At 44.8% G+C, this 17,129-nt stretch carries 17 protein-coding genes; 16 read left to right on the top strand and 1 reads right to left on the bottom strand.

Features of this window, described 5'->3' with window-relative positions:
- Window positions 1-116 precede the first annotated feature (116 nt).
- The 16 genes from rpoC to folK all read left to right on the top strand — a co-directional run bounded on the left by rpoC (window position 117) and on the right by folK (window position 15,025).
- Window positions 117-3,770 carry a DNA-directed RNA polymerase subunit beta' gene (rpoC, locus tag HMPREF2832_RS01470; protein ID WP_049492130.1) on the top strand — a complete coding sequence of 1,218 codons (3,654 nt, stop codon included), beginning with the start codon at window positions 117-119 and terminating at the stop codon, window positions 3,768-3,770.
- Window positions 3,771-3,960: 190 nt separating this feature from the next.
- Window positions 3,961-4,350: a DUF1033 family protein gene (locus tag HMPREF2832_RS01475; protein WP_049496842.1), complete on the top strand. Its 390-nt coding sequence runs from the start codon at window positions 3,961-3,963 to the stop codon at window positions 4,348-4,350.
- Window positions 4,351-4,437: 87 nt separating this feature from the next.
- Window positions 4,438-5,379 (top strand): competence type IV pilus ATPase ComGA, encoded by a 942-nt coding sequence (comGA, locus tag HMPREF2832_RS01480; RefSeq protein WP_049496844.1) that lies wholly within the window; start codon window positions 4,438-4,440, stop codon window positions 5,377-5,379.
- Complete coding sequence (gene comGB, locus HMPREF2832_RS01485; RefSeq protein WP_080978951.1) at window positions 5,312-6,343, top strand: competence type IV pilus assembly protein ComGB; 1,032 nt, start codon at window positions 5,312-5,314, stop codon at window positions 6,341-6,343. The genes comGA and comGB overlap by 68 nt, the downstream gene beginning before the upstream one ends.
- Complete coding sequence (comGC, locus tag HMPREF2832_RS01490) at window positions 6,340-6,657, top strand: competence type IV pilus major pilin ComGC (RefSeq protein ID WP_023919650.1); 318 nt, start codon at window positions 6,340-6,342, stop codon at window positions 6,655-6,657. The genes comGB and comGC overlap by 4 nt, the downstream gene beginning before the upstream one ends.
- Window positions 6,647-7,051 (top strand): competence type IV pilus minor pilin ComGD, encoded by a 405-nt coding sequence (comGD, locus tag HMPREF2832_RS01495; RefSeq protein ID WP_003004513.1) that lies wholly within the window; start codon window positions 6,647-6,649, stop codon window positions 7,049-7,051. Before comGC ends, comGD begins: the two co-directional genes overlap by 11 nt.
- On the top strand, window positions 7,017-7,304 hold the full coding sequence (gene comGE, locus HMPREF2832_RS01500) for a competence type IV pilus minor pilin ComGE (RefSeq protein ID WP_003004353.1): 288 nt from the start codon (window positions 7,017-7,019) through the stop codon (window positions 7,302-7,304). Before comGD ends, comGE begins: the two co-directional genes overlap by 35 nt.
- On the top strand, window positions 7,294-7,746 hold the full coding sequence (comGF, locus tag HMPREF2832_RS01505; RefSeq protein ID WP_070505320.1) for a competence type IV pilus minor pilin ComGF: 453 nt from the start codon (window positions 7,294-7,296) through the stop codon (window positions 7,744-7,746). The genes comGE and comGF overlap by 11 nt, the downstream gene beginning before the upstream one ends.
- Complete coding sequence (comGG, locus tag HMPREF2832_RS01510) at window positions 7,712-8,170, top strand: competence type IV pilus minor pilin ComGG (protein ID WP_003004595.1); 459 nt, start codon at window positions 7,712-7,714, stop codon at window positions 8,168-8,170. Before comGF ends, comGG begins: the two co-directional genes overlap by 35 nt.
- Window positions 8,171-8,200: 30 nt before the next feature.
- Window positions 8,201-9,154 (top strand): class I SAM-dependent methyltransferase, encoded by a 954-nt coding sequence (locus HMPREF2832_RS01515; RefSeq protein WP_070505321.1) that lies wholly within the window; start codon window positions 8,201-8,203, stop codon window positions 9,152-9,154.
- Window positions 9,155-9,205: 51 nt separating this feature from the next.
- Window positions 9,206-10,399, top strand: coding sequence for an acetate kinase (locus HMPREF2832_RS01520; protein WP_023919646.1), 1,194 nt, complete (start codon window positions 9,206-9,208; stop codon window positions 10,397-10,399).
- Window positions 10,400-10,471: 72 nt separating this feature from the next.
- The gene (locus HMPREF2832_RS01525) at window positions 10,472-11,203 is read left to right on the top strand and encodes a CPBP family intramembrane glutamic endopeptidase (RefSeq protein ID WP_049496855.1); all 732 of its coding nucleotides are present in this window, start codon (window positions 10,472-10,474) and stop codon (window positions 11,201-11,203) included.
- Between the two features lie 162 nt (window positions 11,204-11,365).
- The gene (gene folP / locus HMPREF2832_RS01530) at window positions 11,366-12,316 is read left to right on the top strand and encodes a dihydropteroate synthase (RefSeq protein WP_049496857.1); all 951 of its coding nucleotides are present in this window, start codon (window positions 11,366-11,368) and stop codon (window positions 12,314-12,316) included.
- The gene (locus HMPREF2832_RS01535) at window positions 12,317-13,627 is read left to right on the top strand and encodes a bifunctional folylpolyglutamate synthase/dihydrofolate synthase (RefSeq protein ID WP_049496860.1); all 1,311 of its coding nucleotides are present in this window, start codon (window positions 12,317-12,319) and stop codon (window positions 13,625-13,627) included. It begins immediately after the preceding gene.
- A gap of 8 nt (window positions 13,628-13,635) precedes the next feature.
- A complete protein-coding gene (folE, locus tag HMPREF2832_RS01540; protein ID WP_003019101.1) occupies window positions 13,636-14,190 on the top strand; it encodes a GTP cyclohydrolase I FolE in 555 nt (184 codons plus the stop codon).
- A 25-nt stretch (window positions 14,191-14,215) separates the two neighbouring features.
- The gene (folK, locus tag HMPREF2832_RS01545) at window positions 14,216-15,025 is read left to right on the top strand and encodes a 2-amino-4-hydroxy-6-hydroxymethyldihydropteridine diphosphokinase (protein WP_070505322.1); all 810 of its coding nucleotides are present in this window, start codon (window positions 14,216-14,218) and stop codon (window positions 15,023-15,025) included.
- A 337-nt stretch (window positions 15,026-15,362) separates the two neighbouring features.
- Here folK and HMPREF2832_RS01550 read toward each other — a convergent pair whose 3' ends face one another.
- Window positions 15,363-16,847: a DUF1846 domain-containing protein gene (locus tag HMPREF2832_RS01550; protein ID WP_003009791.1), complete on the bottom strand. Its 1,485-nt coding sequence runs from the start codon at window positions 16,845-16,847 to the stop codon at window positions 15,363-15,365.
- Window positions 16,848-17,129: the final 282 nt, after the last annotated feature.

Here is a 17,129-nt window from a genome sequence, read left to right on the forward strand (position 1 = left end):
GATGATTCGATAACAAGATACAGACCACAAGGAGGTGGCAAGAAAGTTTTCTTTCTTTCCCCACCTAAGCTGTATCCAAATGAAACAAGTATGAAAACAAGGAAAGGTAAGAAATAGTGGTTGATGTAAATCGTTTTAAAAGTATGCAAATCACCCTAGCTTCTCCAAGCAAGGTCCGTTCATGGTCTTATGGAGAGGTCAAGAAACCTGAAACAATCAACTACCGTACATTGAAACCAGAACGTGAAGGTCTCTTTGATGAAGTCATCTTTGGACCTACAAAAGACTGGGAATGTGCGTGTGGGAAATACAAACGGATCCGTTACAAAGGGATCGTTTGTGACCGCTGTGGGGTTGAAGTAACACGTGCGAAAGTTCGTCGTGAACGCATGGGGCACATCGAGTTGAAAGCGCCTGTATCACACATCTGGTACTTCAAAGGCATCCCTTCTCGTATGGGATTGACCTTAGATATGAGCCCTCGTGCCCTTGAAGAAGTTATCTACTTCGCAGCTTACGTGGTGATCGATCCAAAAGATACACCACTTGAGCATAAATCCATCATGACAGAACGTGAATACCGTGAACGCTTGCGTGAATACGGACCAGGTTCCTTTGTAGCTAAGATGGGTGCGGAAGCGATCCAAGACCTCTTGAAACAAGTGGATCTGGAAGCTGAAATTGCTCTCTTGAAAGAAGAATTGAAGACTGCAACTGGTCAAAAACGTGTGAAGGCTGTGCGTCGTTTGGATGTCTTGGATGCCTTCTACAAATCTGGCAACAAGCCAGAATGGATGGTCCTCAACATCCTTCCGGTTATTCCACCAGATCTTCGTCCGATGGTCCAATTGGATGGTGGCCGTTTTGCTGCCTCTGACTTGAACGACCTTTACCGCCGTGTGATCAACCGGAACAACCGTTTGGCACGTTTGCTTGAGTTGAATGCCCCTGGTATCATCGTACAAAACGAAAAACGGATGCTCCAAGAAGCCGTTGATGCTTTGATCGATAACGGTCGTCGTGGTCGTCCGATCACAGGACCAGGTAGCCGTCCATTGAAATCATTGAGCCACATGCTCAAAGGGAAACAAGGACGCTTCCGTCAAAACTTGCTCGGTAAACGGGTTGACTTCTCAGGACGTTCTGTTATCGCCGTTGGTCCAACTCTTAAGATGTACCAATGTGGTGTGCCACGTGAAATGGCGATCGAGCTCTTCAAACCATTCGTCATGCGTGAAATCGTTGCGCGTGATATCGTGCAAAACGTCAAAGCTGCAAAACGCTTGGTCGAACGTGGAGATGAACGCATCTGGGATATCCTAGAAGAAGTGATCAAAGAACACCCAGTTCTCTTGAACCGCGCACCGACCCTTCACCGTTTGGGAATCCAAGCCTTTGAACCTGTATTGATTGACGGGAAAGCCCTTCGCTTGCACCCACTTGTCTGTGAAGCCTACAATGCCGACTTTGACGGGGACCAAATGGCCATCCACGTACCGCTTTCAGAAGAAGCTCAAGCAGAAGCTCGTATCTTGATGTTGGCTGCTGAGCACATCTTGAATCCAAAAGACGGAAAACCAGTTGTTACCCCATCTCAGGATATGGTATTGGGGAACTACTACCTCACTATGGAAGAAGCTGGTCGTGAAGGGGAAGGCATGGTCTTTAAAGACCGTGATGAAGCAGTCATGGCTCTTCGCAATGGCTATGTTCACTTGCATACCCGTGTCGGAATTGCGACCGATAGCTTGAACAAACCATGGACAGAAGCGCAACAACACAAGATTCTCTTGACAACTGTTGGTAAGATCCTCTTTAACGATATCATGCCTGCAGAACTTCCATACCTTCAAGAGCCAAATAATGCCAACTTGACAGAAGGCGTTCCAGCTAAGTATTTCTTGGAGCCTGGTCAAGATGTCAAAGCAGCGATTGAGAAATTGGAATTAAATGTTCCATTCAAGAAGAAAAATCTTGGAAATATCATCGCAGAAATCTTCAAACGCTTCCGTACAACTGAAACGTCTGCTTTCTTGGACCGCTTGAAAGACTTGGGTTACCATCATTCAACCCTTGCTGGTTTGACAGTGGGGATTGCTGATATTCCGGTCGTTGAAGACAAGGCAGAAATCATTGAAGAATCTCACAAACGTGTGGAACAAATCACCAAACAATTCCGTCGTGGTTTGATCACAGATGACGAACGCTACAATGCCGTTACAGCTGAATGGCGTGCAGCCCGTGAGAAATTGGAAAAACGCTTGGTAGATAACCAAGATCCGAAGAACCCAATCGTTATGATGATGGACTCTGGAGCCCGTGGTAACATCTCAAACTTCTCGCAACTTGCCGGTATGCGTGGTTTGATGGCCGCTCCAAACGGACGGATCATGGAATTGCCAATCCTGTCAAACTTCCGCGAAGGTTTGTCAGTACTCGAAATGTTCTTCTCAACTCACGGTGCCCGTAAAGGGATGACCGATACGGCCTTGAAGACCGCCGACTCAGGTTACTTGACTCGTCGTTTGGTTGACGTGGCCCAAGACGTGATTATCCGTGAAGACGACTGTGGAACAGACCGTGGACTTGTGATTCGTGCCATTACTGATGGTAAGGAAATGATCGAGCCACTCGAAGAACGCTTGACTGGTCGTTATACCAAGAAATCTGTTAAACATCCTGAAACAGGTGAAGTCATCGTTGGTCCAGATACCTTGATTTCAGAAGACCTAGCACGTGAAATTGTCAAAGCTGGTGTGGAAGAAGTCACTATCCGCTCTGTCTTTACGTGTAACACCCGCCATGGTGTCTGCCGTCACTGTTATGGTATCAACTTGGCGACTGGTGATGCGGTTGAAGTGGGTGAAGCAGTCGGAACCATCGCAGCCCAATCTATCGGGGAACCTGGTACACAGTTGACCATGCGTACCTTCCACACGGGTGGGGTTGCCTCAAATACCGATATCACGCAAGGTCTTCCTCGTGTCCAAGAAATCTTTGAAGCCCGCAATCCAAAAGGGGAAGCGGTCATCACTGAGGTCAAAGGGGAAGTCACAGCGATCGAAGAAGATGCTTCTACTCGGACCAAGAAAGTCTTTGTTAGCGGAGCAACTGGTGAAGGCGAATATGTTGTCCCTTACACTGCTCGCATGAAAGTCGAAGTGGGAGATCAAGTCTCTCGTGGTGCGGCTCTGACAGAAGGGTCTATCCAACCAAAACGTCTCCTTGCCGTTCGTGATGTCTTGTCTGTTGAAACTTACCTTCTTGCGGAAGTACAAAAAGTATACCGTAGCCAAGGGGTAGAAATCGGCGACAAACACATCGAGGTAATGGTGCGTCAAATGATCCGTAAAGTACGTGTCATGGATCCAGGAGATACAGACCTTCTCATGGGTACTCTGATGGACATTACAGACTTTACAGATGCCAATAAAGATGTCCTTATCTCTGGTGGAGTTCCTGCGACTGCTCGTCCAGTCCTTATGGGAATTACCAAAGCCTCTCTTGAAACCAACAGTTTCTTGTCAGCGGCTTCCTTCCAGGAAACAACTCGTGTCCTTACTGACGCAGCGATCCGCGGTAAGAAAGACCATCTCCTTGGACTGAAGGAAAATGTTATCATTGGTAAGATTATTCCTGCAGGTACAGGTATGGCTCGTTACCGTAACTTGGAACCACAAGCGATTAATGAAGTTGAAATTATCGAAGAAGTGCCATTAACAGATGGAACAGTCGATGAAGTTCAAACAGCTGAAGTCGTAGAAGAATAAGAAAATAAGTCGGAACTACAAGTTCCGGCTTTTTTTGAAAAAAGGACCCAAGAGAAATCAAGTAGTCTATTTTTGGAAAATATTGATGAAAAACACCTGAAAACTACCTGGAAAATCATGCTATGAGCAGAAAACTTTTATTCTCAAAGGATTTTCTATATAATAGAGGATACAAAGGATGGAAGAGTTTATGTATCGAGTGATTGAAATGTACGGGGACTGTGAACCCTGGTGGTTTTTAGATGGTTGGGAAGAAGATATCGTGAGTAGTCGGAAGTTTGAAGACTATTACCAGGCTTTGAAATACTACAAGCAGAAATGGTTGGAGTTAAATGAGCACTTTCCAAGTTATAAGAGTCGGAGTGACCTCATGACGATCTTTTGGGATACCAAGGAGCAAGAGTGGTGTGAGGACTGCAGTGAAGATGTACAGTTTTTCCACTCGATTGTCCTCTTAGAAGACGAGCACAAGATCCCTAAAAGCAAGCTCCGCCCAGGCTACGAAAAGGAAAGAGGCAGTCGCAAACACCGTTCTTGTCAATATACACTCGATTCAAAAAAGGGGACAACCCTGTCATAAGAGACATTCGGAAGATTTTTTAGAGCGATCTAGAAAGTCTTCTTTTTTTGTCTTCTTTTTCGAATAGTATAAGTGAGAGGAGGAACTATGGTTCAAGAAATTGCAAAAAAACTGATCCGTATGGGAAAGAAGGAAGAGGCTCAGGATCTCTACTTCATTCCTCGGAAGGAGGAGTACCAGGTTTTTATGAGGGTGGGAGACGAGAGGCGCTTTGTGCAGTCCTTCCCTTTTGAGGAGATGACGGCTATTATCAGCCACTTTAAGTTCGTGGCAGGGATGAATGTGGGAGAAAAAAGGCGCAGCCAGCTAGGATCGTGTGATTACCCTTTGGAGAATGGAGTGGTCTCGATTCGCTTGTCGACGGTGGGGGATTATCGTGGTTATGAAAGCTTGGTCATTCGGCTCTTGCATGATGAGGAACGCGAATTGCGGTTTTGGTTTGATCAGTTGCCGGACTTGAAGAAGAAATTGGCTGGTCGTGGGCTTTATCTTTTTGCAGGTCCTGTTGGTTCGGGAAAGACCACTCTCATGCATGCGTTGGCGCAAGAGCGCTTTGCGGACCAGCAAGTCATGTCTATTGAAGACCCTGTCGAGATCAAGCAGGACAATATGCTTCAACTTCAGCTGAATGACCAGATCGGCATGACCTATGACAATCTGATCAAACTCTCCTTACGCCATCGGCCGGACCTTCTCATTATTGGAGAGATTCGAGATAGGGAAACAGCTCGTGCGGTCGTACGAGCTAGTTTGACAGGGGTAACCGTCTTCTCTACGATTCATGCTAAGAGCGTTCGAGGTGTTTATGAGCGACTTTTAGAGCTTGGAGTGAGTGAGGAAGAGCTCAAGATTGTTTTACAAGGTATTTGCTACCAACGATTAATTGCAGGAGGAGGTGTGGTCGATTTTGCGACGGAAAACTACCAAGAGCACTCAGCCAGCCGCTGGAACCAACAAATGGATCTCTTGGCTCAATCGGGATATATCCAGCTGGCTCAGGCCCAAGCCGAAAAAATTATCTACCGCTAAACAAAAGCAAATCATCGAATTGTTTTTGAATCTTTATTCGAGTGGTTTTCATCTGTCTGAGATTGTCGATTTTCTGGATCGTTCTCACCTAGTGGAGAGTCGTTTGGTTTCCCAGATGCGAGAGGACCTTTCTCGGGGACGGAGTTTTTCAGAGATGATGGCGGGGATCGGTTTTTCAGATGCAGTGACGACACAGCTGTCTCTCGCTGAGCTTCATGGCAATCTTATATTGAGCTTGGAGAAAATCAGTGCTTACCTTGAAAACATGCGCAAGGTCAAGAAAAAGCTGATTGAGGTGAGCACTTATCCTCTCATCTTGCTTGGATTTTTAGTGCTGATTATGCTAGGCTTGCGCAATTATTTGCTCCCTCAAATGGATGCTCAAAATATTGGGACGCAAGTGATCAGTTCCTTCCCGCAACTCTTTTTGGCCTTAGGAGCGGGACTTGTGGGCTTCTTCTTACTCGGCTTTCTCTATTATCGACAGTCAGGCAAGATCAAGGTTTTTAGAAGCTTGTCTCATCTGCCTTTCGGAAAAGGCATGATTCAAGCTTATTTGACAGCCTATTATGCCAGAGAATGGGGCAATCTGATTGGGCAAGGATTGGAGTTGTCTCAGATTTTTTCCATGATGCAGGAGCAAAAATCCCAGCTTTTTCAAGAGATTGGAAGGGACTTAGCTCTTTCTTTAGACCGTGGCCAGTCCTTTTCAGAAACGGTCAGGGGGTATCCTTTTTTCAAAAAAGAATTGCCCCTTATGATTGAATATGGTGAAGTCAAATCAAAGCTCGGAAGTGAGCTAGAGATCTACGCTGAAAAAACATGGGAAGATTTCTTTCGTCGGGTTCACAAGGCCATGAATGTGATACAACCCTTGGTGTTTGTCTTTGTAGCTCTTGTGATTGTGTTACTCTATGCAGCCATGTTGCTGCCGATTTATCAAAATATGGAGGTTCATTTATGAAAAAATTAAAAACTTATAAGGTTAAAGCTTTTACACTTATTGAAATGTTGGTGGTCTTATTGATCATCAGTGTGCTCTTATTGCTCTTTGTGCCGAATTTGACCAAGCAAAAAGACTCCGTGAAAGAGACAGGAAATGCAGCGGTTGTGAAGGTGGTCGAAAGTCAGGCTGAATTGTACGAGCTCAATCATACCAATGACCAAGCCACTCTATCAAAGCTAATTGCTGATGGAAATATTACCAACAAACAAGCAGAATCTTATCGTGCCTATTATGCGAAAAATAGTGGAGAAACTCGTGCGGTTGCAGATTAAGGCCTTCACCTTGGTGGAGACCCTTCTGACCTTGATGATCGTCAGTTTTATCTATCTGGGCTTATCGGGATCGATCAAGACGAGCTTTCAGCAGGTGGAAGAAAAAGTATTTTTTGCAGAGTTTGAACACCTCTATCAAGAAAGCCAAAAGATAGCCTTGGCAAGGCAAACGGAATTGGATGTTGAAGTGACTGCAAGGAAGATTCAAACGCCCTACCAGACGGTGGAGATTCCTGATTCTGTCATTTTGCAAGATCCTAAAACTATTCGTTTAGACCGTGCAGGTGGCAATTCATCCCTGGCCAATGTTCACTTTCAGACACAGAGAGGAGTGGTGACCTATCAACTGTCGCTTGGAAATGGGAAAATTAAAAAAAGCATCCGTTCCCGCTAGTATTCTCATAGAATCCTTAGTTGCCTTGGGTTTATTTGCCATGATTACGACCTTATTGTTAGGGGAGATCCGGCGTTCGCGCAAGGAGCGACTAGCGGATTTCAAAGAGGTAGAGGTCTTATCTGTCGCTCAAATGGCGCTTCAGACAGGGCAAAATCATCTAGAGGCCAATGGTATTCAAGTTCAAGTCGAAAAAGATGCCGATCAACTCACGGTCTATCATCAAGGAAAGGTGGTACTGCATGTGGAATAAAGGAAAGGTCAAGGCCTTTACCCTGCTCGAAGCCTTGGTCGCTCTCTTAGTGCTTAGTGGGGGAGTGTTGGTCTTTCAAGGCTTGACCAAGCTCCTGCATGCTGAATTGGACTACCAGGCGCATCAAAAGCAGGAAGAATGGATACTTTTTCAGCAACAATTGCAGGTGGAATTGGATCGGAGCCATTTTGAAAAAGTAGCGGACAATCATATCTACTTGGTTCAGGATCAAAAACCAATTGCCATTGGTCAATCGAAAGGGGATGATATCCGAAAAACAGATGATAAGGGCAGGGGCTATCAGCCTATGATTTCAGGGGTTCACTCTAGTCAGATTTGGCAGGAGGGAGAGTCGCTTCATCTGCGGTTGAATTTTGAAGATGGTCTAGAAAGGGAGTATGTCTACCATGTGGTACCAGCGATACAAAATGAAAAAAGTTAAGGCTGGTGTCTTGCTTTACGCTCTCTTGATGGCAGCGATTTTTAGTCTCTTGCTTCAGTTTTACCTGCACCGTCAGGTTGCGGAAAGACGAATCTTAAAGACGAGTCAAGATCGCCTTCGGGCCTATGCTTTGGTGCAAATGGCTCTTGAAAAGAGAAAGAGTGATGAGAAGACATCAGAGATTCATTTAAAATCTGGAACCGTTCAGCTAAAGAAGGATACTGGTTTTCTTCATGCCCAGGCTGAGATGGATGGCGAAAGCTATGAGTTTGTCCTTCCAGTAAGGGAAGAAAAAGAAAGTAAGAAGAGCCAAAAAGAAAAGAAGAAGACACAGAAAGATAAGGAGAAGGCAGGGAGCGAAACGCCTTCTGAAGAGACGCCAAACGAGATCAAGGAACCATCAGAAAATAGCGAAAAAGACTAATTTTTGGTATGATAGGGTGCGGAGGAAATCATGAATTTCGAAAAAATTGAACAAGCATATACCTATCTATTAGAAAACACTCAAAGTATTCAAAATGAATTGTCGACCAACTTTTATGACGCCTTGATTGAACAGAATGCCATGTATTTGGATGGCAAGACGGATCTAGACATTGTTAAAAACAATAGCAAAAAATTAAAAGAACTAGGTTTAAGTAAGGAAGAATGGCGCAGAGCCTACCAATTCCTTTTTATGAAAGCTACTCAGACAGAACCTTTACAAGCGAATCACCAGTTCACACCAGATGCGATTGGTTTTATCATTACATTTTTGATCGATCAGTTGGCTAAAAGCGACCAACTGGATGTCTTAGAAGTGGGAAGTGGAACCGGAAATCTCGCTGAGACTATTGTCAACAATAGCCGTCTCACGATTGATTACTTAGGATTGGAAGTAGATGATCTCTTGATTGACCTATCTGCTAGTATCGCAGACGTAATGGAGTCTAGTGTTGTCTTTGCACAAGGCGACGCGGTGCGTCCGCAAGTGTTGAAAGAAAGTGACTTGATCGTTAGTGACCTTCCAATTGGTTATTATCCAGATGATGCGATTGCACAGCGCTATCAGGTAGCGAGCTCCGAAGGCCATACCTATGCCCATCACCTCATGATGGAACAGGCGCTGAAATACCTGAAACCTCAAGGAGTAGCCATCTTTTTAGCTCCCAACAACCTCTTGACGAGCCCTCAGAGTGATCTTTTAAAGGCTTGGTTGAAAGACAAGGCCAAACTCCTTGCCATGCTGACCTTGCCAGAATCTCTTTTTTCAAATCCAGCCTATGCTAAGACGATTTTCGTCCTACGAAAACAAGAAGAAGAGTCTGTTCAGCCCTTTGTCTATCCTTTTACCGATCTCCAGGATCAAGACCAGGTGGTTCACTTTATGGAAAGTTTCCAAAACTGGTTAAAGGATAGTGAAATTTGATCAAAGATCTGATATAATAGAGGAAGTGAAAACGCTTAATGAGGTGAATATATGTCGAAAACAATTTCTATTAATGCAGGAAGCTCTAGTTTGAAATGGCAATTGTACCAAATGCCAGAGGAAACTGTTCTTGCAAAAGGGTTGATTGAACGGATCGGTTTGAAGGATTCTATTTCAACTGTTAAATTTGATGGACGCTCTGAAAAACAAGTATTAGATATCCAGGACCATACACAAGCTGTAAAAATTTTGTTGGATGATTTGATTCGCTTTGATATTATCAAATCCTACGATGAGATTACAGGTGTGGGCCACCGCGTCGTTGCTGGTGGAGAATACTTCAAGGATTCTGCCTTGGTAGATGACGAAGTCCTTCGAAAAGTAGAAGAATTGTCTTTGTTAGCACCTCTTCATAATCCTGCAAATGCAGCTGGAATTCGTGCCTTTAGAGAGATTTGTCCAAATATTACCAGTGTTGTGGTATTTGATACTTCTTTCCATACAACCATGCCGGAAAAAGCTTATCGTTACCCTCTTCCAACTAAATATTACACAGAAAATAAGGTCCGTAAGTACGGCGCTCATGGAACCAGTCATCAGTATGTAGCTGGTGAAGCTGCTAAACTTCTTGGAAAACCATTAGAAGAATTGAAATTGATCACCTGCCACGTTGGAAATGGTGTATCTGTTACAGCGGTTGACAAGGGAATCTCTGTGGATACCTCAATGGGCTTCACACCTCTAGGTGGTGTCATGATGGGAACCCGTACAGGGGATCTCGATCCAGCGATTATTCCATACTTGATGGAACATACAGAGGATTTCAATAAGCCTGAAGATATTAGCCGCATCCTCAATCGTGAATCCGGTCTTCTGGGTGTTTCTGGATCTTCTAGTGACATGCGGGATATTCATACAGCGATGCATAATGGAGACGAAAAAGCTAAATTGGCTTACGATATCTTTATCGATCGTTTGCAAAAATACATCGGTCAATACTTAGCAGTCTTGAATGGTGCAGATGCCATCATCTTTACAGCAGGAATTGGTGAAAATGCAGTAAATGTTCGCTCTTCTATTATCAATGGAATCAGCTGGTTTGGCTGCAAGGTCGACCCTGAAAAGAACGTCTTTGGAGTTGTCGGAGACATTTCCACAGATGATTCCCGTGTGAAGGTATTGGTGATTCCAACTGATGAAGAGTTGGTGATTGCGCGTGACGTTGAACGTTTCAAAAATCAGTAAACTGAAATAAAGAGAGAAGGCTGAAGGCGAAAGTCCCAGTCTTCTTATTTTATACAAGAAAGAGGTTGTCCATTGAAAAATATACAGTCTTTTTTTCGAAAGCACCCATTATGTAAGAATGCCCTCTGGCTCCTTCTTTTTGTGCCCTTATTCTTTCTCTCACAATTTCCCCTCATCACTATGGTTTATTCCCTTCAAGAAGGAATGGATGCAGGGTGGATCACTATCCTCACTCTCTTGGTAACAGTGGCGGTGCTCTTTGTTTTTTATAAGGTCATCAAGATGAGCCCTCTGGAGAACTTAGATGTTCGGGTCATAACCTGGCCGGCTCTGGGGAGAAATTTCCTTTTTCTTCTCTTGTTGATGGCTAATAACCTGCTCGCCTATCCTTTGTTGAAACAAGAGGCAGGTGGTACGACGGCAAACCAAGCGGCTCTGAATGAACTGCAATCTCATGCTCCTTTTCTTGCTATGGGCATGGTCGTGGTCCTTGTCGCTCCGATTCTAGAAGAGCTGCTCTGTCGGGCCATTATCCCTCGTTTGATCTTTCGAGGGGCAGAACCAATCGGATATCTAGCCGGTGCTCTCTTTTTTACTTACTTACATGGACCGAGTACCCTAGGGGAATGGGTAGCTTACGGAGGCATGTCCTTGATCTTAACTTGGGTCGCTTATCGCTACAAGCGGATCGAGTATAGCATTTGCCTTCACATGACCTTGAATGCGCTGGCTTATTATTATCCGGTGGTCATACTCCTTTGTTTATTGCCGGTATCGAGAGTTTTCTTCCATGATAAATTATGATAAAATGGTAGGTACCAATGAGTTTTGATGCAGAACCTTCTTACAGAAGGTCAGAAAAAATCAGAAATCCGTATGGAGAGTAGACTCAGAGGTTTAGAACACTTGTTCTAGCCTCTTTTATTCGCAATCATGCTGTAGGAAGGGAACCAAAGGAGAACGAAAATGATTGATAAAAAATGGCTGAGTGGCCAAGGGACCCTTCTTTGTGGGATCTTAAATGTCACTCCGGATTCATTTTCTGATGGCGGTAAGTATACGAGTGTGGATGCAGCCTTGCAACAGGCGAGAAAACTGATCCAAGAAGGAGCTCAGATCCTCGATATCGGAGGAGAATCAACCAGACCAGGAAGTCATTATGTGGATATCCAAGAAGAGATTGACCGCGTGGTTCCGGTGATTAAAGCCATTCGGAAAGAAAGTGATGTCTTGATCTCAGTGGATACCTGGAAGTCCCAGGTGGCGGCGGCAGCGCTCGAAGATGGAGCTGATATTGTCAACGATATTACGGGTTTTCTTGGAGATCCTAAGATGGCTGCTGTCGTCGCGGAGCATGAAGCTAGCGCAGTTCTCATGTTTAATCCAGTGATGGCAAGACCGCATCATCCAAGTTCCACTATCTTTCCACGTTTTGGTTTTGAACCAGTCTTTTCAGAGCAAGAGCTTCAACAGATGGCTCAAGAACCGATTCAAGACTTGATGTGGACCTTCTTTGACCGCTCGCTTGCGGTAGCGAAAGCAGCAGGTGTCCAGATGGATCGTATTATGTTGGATCCTGGGATCGGATTTGGGTTGACCAAGCGAGAGAACTTACTCTTATTACAAGAACTTGGGACGATTCACCAAAAGGGGTATCCGATCTTTCTAGGGGTCTCCCGCAAACGCTTTGTGGTCAACATTATTGAGGAAGCTGGATTTGAGACAGATCCTGCAACGGAGACTGGTTTTTGGAATCGGGACCTGGCTTCGAGCCATTTGACGAGTATTGCAGCCAGTCAAGGAGTCGAAGTGGTGCGGGTGCATGATATTCCCCTTCACAAGATGGCAGCTAGTCTGGGCCAAGCCATTTTCCAAGCCCAAGAGGCAGCAGATACCAATTTAAAACAATACAAGTAAATGAAGACAAAAGAACATCAGTTGGATCTTCGTTGGCTAGAAGCCTATCGTTCCCAAGATCCTCATTTCGGTTTGGAGCGCATGGAAGCTCTCTTAGCTTTGAGAGGAAATCCTCACCTAGACTGTCGGGTTATTCATGTTGCGGGGACCAATGGCAAAGGCTCTACCATTGCTACCTTGTCCCAACTCTTGAGGCAGGCAGGTTTACGGGTTGGAGTCTTTACCTCTCCTTATCTGATCCATTACAATGACCAAATCACCATTAATGGCGAAGCCATTTCGGATCAAGACCTGCAAACCTACCTGGATAGTTACCAGCAGCTCCTGCAAGCTAAACAATCAAAGGCCGTCTTTCAAGGGTTGACGGAATTTGAAGTGATGACGGCGATTGCCTATGATTATTTTGCTCATGAGGAGCTGGATTATGTGATCATGGAAGTCGGTATGGGGGGACGACTTGACAGTACTAATGTCTGTCAGCCTGTTCTGACCGCGATCACTTCGATTGGCTTGGATCATGTCGCCCTTTTGGGGCCAGATCTGGCTTCCATCGCCCGTGAAAAGGCTGGTATCATTAAGCCAGGAATTCCTCTGGTTCTAGGGAAATTAGAAGCAGAAGCCAGCCAAGTCATTGAAGGTATTGCGATTCAGAAGCAGGTACCGATAACAGCCTATGACAGAGATTACCAAGTTGAGCTAGAGGCCTCTTGTCTATCAGGCCAATCCTTTTCTTATCACAGTTCTAAAAGAGAAAAAGCCTCTTATCAAGTAGCGCTCTTAGGTCATCACCAGGCCAGAAATGCAGCTCTTGCGATCAGTATCTGTGATGTACTTTTTGAAAGAGAAGGGCGTGAACTCTTGTCAAGAGAGTTAGTGGATGAGGCCTTGCATCAAGTCGTCTGGCCTGGCCGGATGGAAGTGGTCTCGCAAAATCCCATGCTCTTGCTTGATGGGGCCCATAACCCCCACGCCGTTGCGCCTTTGATCGCAAGCCTTCGGGAACTTTTTCCAAGTCAAAAAAAGACTATTCTTTTTACCTGCATCCGGACCAAAGCCTTAGAAGAGATGCTCATTCAGTGGCAGGAGCTAGAAAATAGTCGCTTGATCCTCACGAGCTTTGAAGATCCAAGAGCTTATTCTCAAGAAGAGATGACAGCTGCTGCGAAAAACCATCAGCTTGAGGAAGTCAACTGGCAAGAGTTTCTACAAAACTGGCAAGCAAAAGGCGATGAGCTCCTCATTGTAACGGGGTCGCTCTACTTCCTTAGCCAGGTACGACCTTATTTATTAAAAACAGAAAAATCCAACTAGGAGATGATATGGATACAAAGAAAATTGAAGAAGCAGTGAAAATGATCATCGAGGCAGTCGGTGAAGATGAGAACCGTGAGGGACTTCAGGAAACGCCGACCCGCATTGCCAAGATGTACCAAGAAATATTTGCAGGACTAGGGCAGACAGCAGAGGAGCACCTGTCTAAATCATTTGAAATCATTGATAACAATATGGTGGTCGAGAAGGATATCTTCTTCCATTCCATGTGTGAGCATCACTTTTTACCATTTTATGGAAAAGTGCACATTGCCTACATTCCAAATGGCCGTGTGGCTGGGCTTTCCAAACTGGCTCGTACGGTTGAAGTTTACGCTAAAAAACCACAGATTCAGGAACGTTTGACGGTAGAAATTGCAGATGCCTTGATGGAATATCTTGGAGCACAAGGAGCACTTGTCTGGGTAGAAGCAGAGCATATGTGTATGAACATGCGTGGTGTCCGTAAACCTGGGACCGCTACAGTGACAACTGCTGCGCGTGGACTGCTTGCGACAGATAAAGACTTAAAAAATGAAGCTTATAAACTCATGGGCCACTAATGGCTGGCTATAAGAGGTGAAGAGAGTGGATCAATTACGGATCAAGGACTTAGAGGTATACGCCTATCACGGTGTTTTTCCAGCAGAAAAAGAATTAGGACAACGCTTTGTCCTAGACCTATGGGTAGATTATGAGATGACCCGTGCTGCCCGCACAGGTGATTTGGAAGCTTCGATCCATTATGGGATCTTGGCGGAACAGTTGACCGAGTGGATGCAGGCAGAAAAGATCGATCTGATTGAAACAGTGGCCTTTCAATTGGTTCAAAAGATTTTCGAAAGCTATGCCTTTGTAGAAAAAGTTCGTCTGGAGTTGAAAAAACCTTGGGCTCCTGTTCCCTTGCCATTAGAGACTTGTTCGGTGACAATCGAACGGGAGAAAAAACGGGCCTTTATTGGGCTTGGCACCAATATGGGAGATAAACAACTGCAACTAGAGACGGCGCTAGAAAAAATCAAGGATCGAGGCATTCGCCTTCTTCAGACATCCACAAGGATTGAAACAGAACCTTGGGGAGGAGTGGAGCAGGACACCTTTTTGAATCAAGTGGCAGAAGTTGAAACCTGGATGACCCCAGAGGATTTACTAGAGACCTTACTGACCATTGAGCAGGAAATGGGACGTGTTCGTGAGGTTAAGTGGGGGCCACGTGTGATCGATCTAGATCTGCTCTATATGGAGGACACCATTTGTTACAGTCAGAGCTTGATCTTGCCACATCCTTATGTGGCAGAACGTGCCTTTGTCCTAGAGTCTTTGAATGAAATTGCTCCTCATTTTGTGGACCCTGTTCAAAGAAAGCCCATTCGCCAATTATGGGAGGCTGTCAAATAGTCTCTCTTCTTTGCATCATAATAAAAAACAATCCCTGTTCGAGGGATTGTTGAGAGCGTAGAGAAACGAATCTTTAATAAAATTTAATCAATTCTTTAAAAATTATACTCGTTATAGTTATTCAATCATATTCTGAAACTTTCCGCCGTGAGAAAAGTGCCTGAAACGACTCAGTTTCAGGCACTCGGAATTATTGAGACCTTAGGCTCAATAATTAGTCATGGAACTTCGAAGAAGTTCGCTGACGTCCGTACTCACCTAAGGAAAGTTTTTTAAGAAGACTTTGTCTTCAATCTGAACAATTCCTAGAGCAGGGATTGTTTTTGTTTGTCTGAGTTTATTTACGATATAAGCGATCGTATTGGTAGACAGGATCCATGGTGACGTTGATACCGAGCTTGCGAAGGACGTTCTTGTCTTCGTCTGTCAGCATCACGGTTGAATGGGCTTCGCTGCCTTTCAACTTGCCTAATTCTTGCATAGCAAGCTTAGCATCTTCGTTGCTCATGGCTGTAATGGCAAGGGCAATGAGGATCTCGTTCGAGTGAAGACGAGGGTTACGGCTACCCAAATGATTGATCTTCAAGCCTTGGATAGGTTGGACGTATTCTGGCTCGATTAATTTGGTTTCTTTATCAATATGCGCCAATTTCTTGATCGCATTGATCAAGAGGGCTGCCGTTGGACCAAAGAGATCAGAGGTTTTTCCGGTTACCATCTCGCCGTTTGGCAATTCAAGGGCCAAGGCTGGCTCACCTGTTTCTTCTTCTTTTTGGCGGGCAAGCACGGTCACTTTCCGATCATTTGGAGTAATGCCCAAATCATTCATCAAGAGCTCAATCTTCTTGACGGCTCCTTCACCGACACGTTCAGCTTTGACATCCAAGATGGTTTGGTAATAGCGACGGATGATTTCTTGTTGGGAAGCTTCAATCGCAGCGTCATTGTCCACAATGGCAAAGCCAACCATGTTGACGCCCATGTCTGTTGGAGAAGCGTAAGGGGAGGTTCCTAAGATGCGTTCCAACATGCGCTTCAAGACAGGGAAGATTTCGATATCGCGGTTGTAGTTGACCGTTGTTTCTCCATAGGTTTGGAGGTGGAAGGGATCGATCATATTGACATCGTCTAGATCTGCAGTCGCTGCTTCATAAGCCAAGTTAACTGGGTGGTGCAAAGGAAGATTCCATACTGGGAAGGTTTCAAACTTGGCATAACCTGATTTGATCCCATTTAATTGGTCATGGTACATATTGGACATACACGTTGCCAGCTTACCAGAACCAGGTCCAGGAGCTGTCACAACGACCAAATTGCGGCTAGTTTTGATGTAGTCATTTTTCCCCATCCCTTCAGGAGAGATGATGTGGTCCATATCGGTCGGATAGCCCTTGATCGGATAGTGGAGATAAGAGGCGATCCCGCTCTTGTCTAGTTGTTTGCGAAAGGCATCTGCTGCAGCTTGTCCAGCATATTGGGTGATGACGACAGAGCCTACAAAGATCCCCAATTCATTGAATTTGTCGATCAAGCGTAGCACTTCTTGGTCATAAGAAATTCCTAGATCCCCACGGGCTTTTGAGTGCTCAATGTTGTTGGCGTTGATGGCAATGACAATTTCCACCTGGTCGCGCAATTCTTGGAGCAGCTTGATCTTATTGTCTGGTTCGTATCCAGGGAGGACACGAGCAGCGTGGAAGTCTTCTAACATCTTACCACCAAATTCAAGGTAGAGCTTGCCATCGAATTGATTGATCCGCTCAATAATGTGGTCACGTTGCAAGTTCAAATACTTTTCAGAACTAAAAGCTTGTTTTTTCATGTAAAACTCCTGTATATAAGGGAAGGGTCTGTCACACAAATCCAAGGATGAGTGTTCCGTTCCCTACCATTTCATTCTTTCATATTATATCAGAAAACAGATGGAAGATAAAATATTCTAAGATACTTTCCTAAGGGGAGGTTAGACATCATAGAATTTGATTGTTCAGGCATATTTTTTACATAAAATGACCTAAGTGATGCTAAACAAATAAAATGAGGTAGTCTATTAAGGTCATAGCAGGGTGCACTTAAACTTTCCGCTGTGAGAAAAGTGCCTGAA

The organism is Streptococcus sp. HMSC073D05 (assembly GCF_001812015.1).
Classification (GTDB): domain Bacteria; phylum Bacillota; class Bacilli; order Lactobacillales; family Streptococcaceae; genus Streptococcus; species Streptococcus parasanguinis_D.

Excerpts from the sequence above, each read along its gene's own strand:
- HMPREF2832_RS01475 (WP_049496842.1), top strand. The coding sequence starts at position 3,961 with ATGTATCGAGTGATTGAAATGTACGGGGACTGTGAACCCTGGTGGTTT.
- comGA (WP_049496844.1), top strand. The coding sequence starts at position 4,438 with ATGGTTCAAGAAATTGCAAAAAAACTGATCCGTATGGGAAAGAAGGAA.
- comGC (WP_023919650.1), top strand. The coding sequence starts at position 6,340 with ATGAAAAAATTAAAAACTTATAAGGTTAAAGCTTTTACACTTATTGAA.
- comGE (WP_003004353.1), top strand. The coding sequence starts at position 7,017 with ATGGGAAAATTAAAAAAAGCATCCGTTCCCGCTAGTATTCTCATAGAA.
- comGF (WP_070505320.1), top strand. The coding sequence starts at position 7,294 with ATGTGGAATAAAGGAAAGGTCAAGGCCTTTACCCTGCTCGAAGCCTTG.
- comGG (WP_003004595.1), top strand. The coding sequence starts at position 7,712 with ATGTGGTACCAGCGATACAAAATGAAAAAAGTTAAGGCTGGTGTCTTG.
- HMPREF2832_RS01515 (WP_070505321.1), top strand. The coding sequence starts at position 8,201 with ATGAATTTCGAAAAAATTGAACAAGCATATACCTATCTATTAGAAAAC.
- HMPREF2832_RS01520 (WP_023919646.1), top strand. The coding sequence starts at position 9,206 with ATGTCGAAAACAATTTCTATTAATGCAGGAAGCTCTAGTTTGAAATGG.
- folP (WP_049496857.1), top strand. The coding sequence starts at position 11,366 with ATGATTGATAAAAAATGGCTGAGTGGCCAAGGGACCCTTCTTTGTGGG.
- HMPREF2832_RS01535 (WP_049496860.1), top strand. The coding sequence starts at position 12,317 with ATGAAGACAAAAGAACATCAGTTGGATCTTCGTTGGCTAGAAGCCTAT.
- folE (WP_003019101.1), top strand. The coding sequence starts at position 13,636 with ATGGATACAAAGAAAATTGAAGAAGCAGTGAAAATGATCATCGAGGCA.
- HMPREF2832_RS01550 (WP_003009791.1), bottom strand. The coding sequence starts at position 16,847 with ATGAAAAAACAAGCTTTTAGTTCTGAAAAGTATTTGAACTTGCAACGT.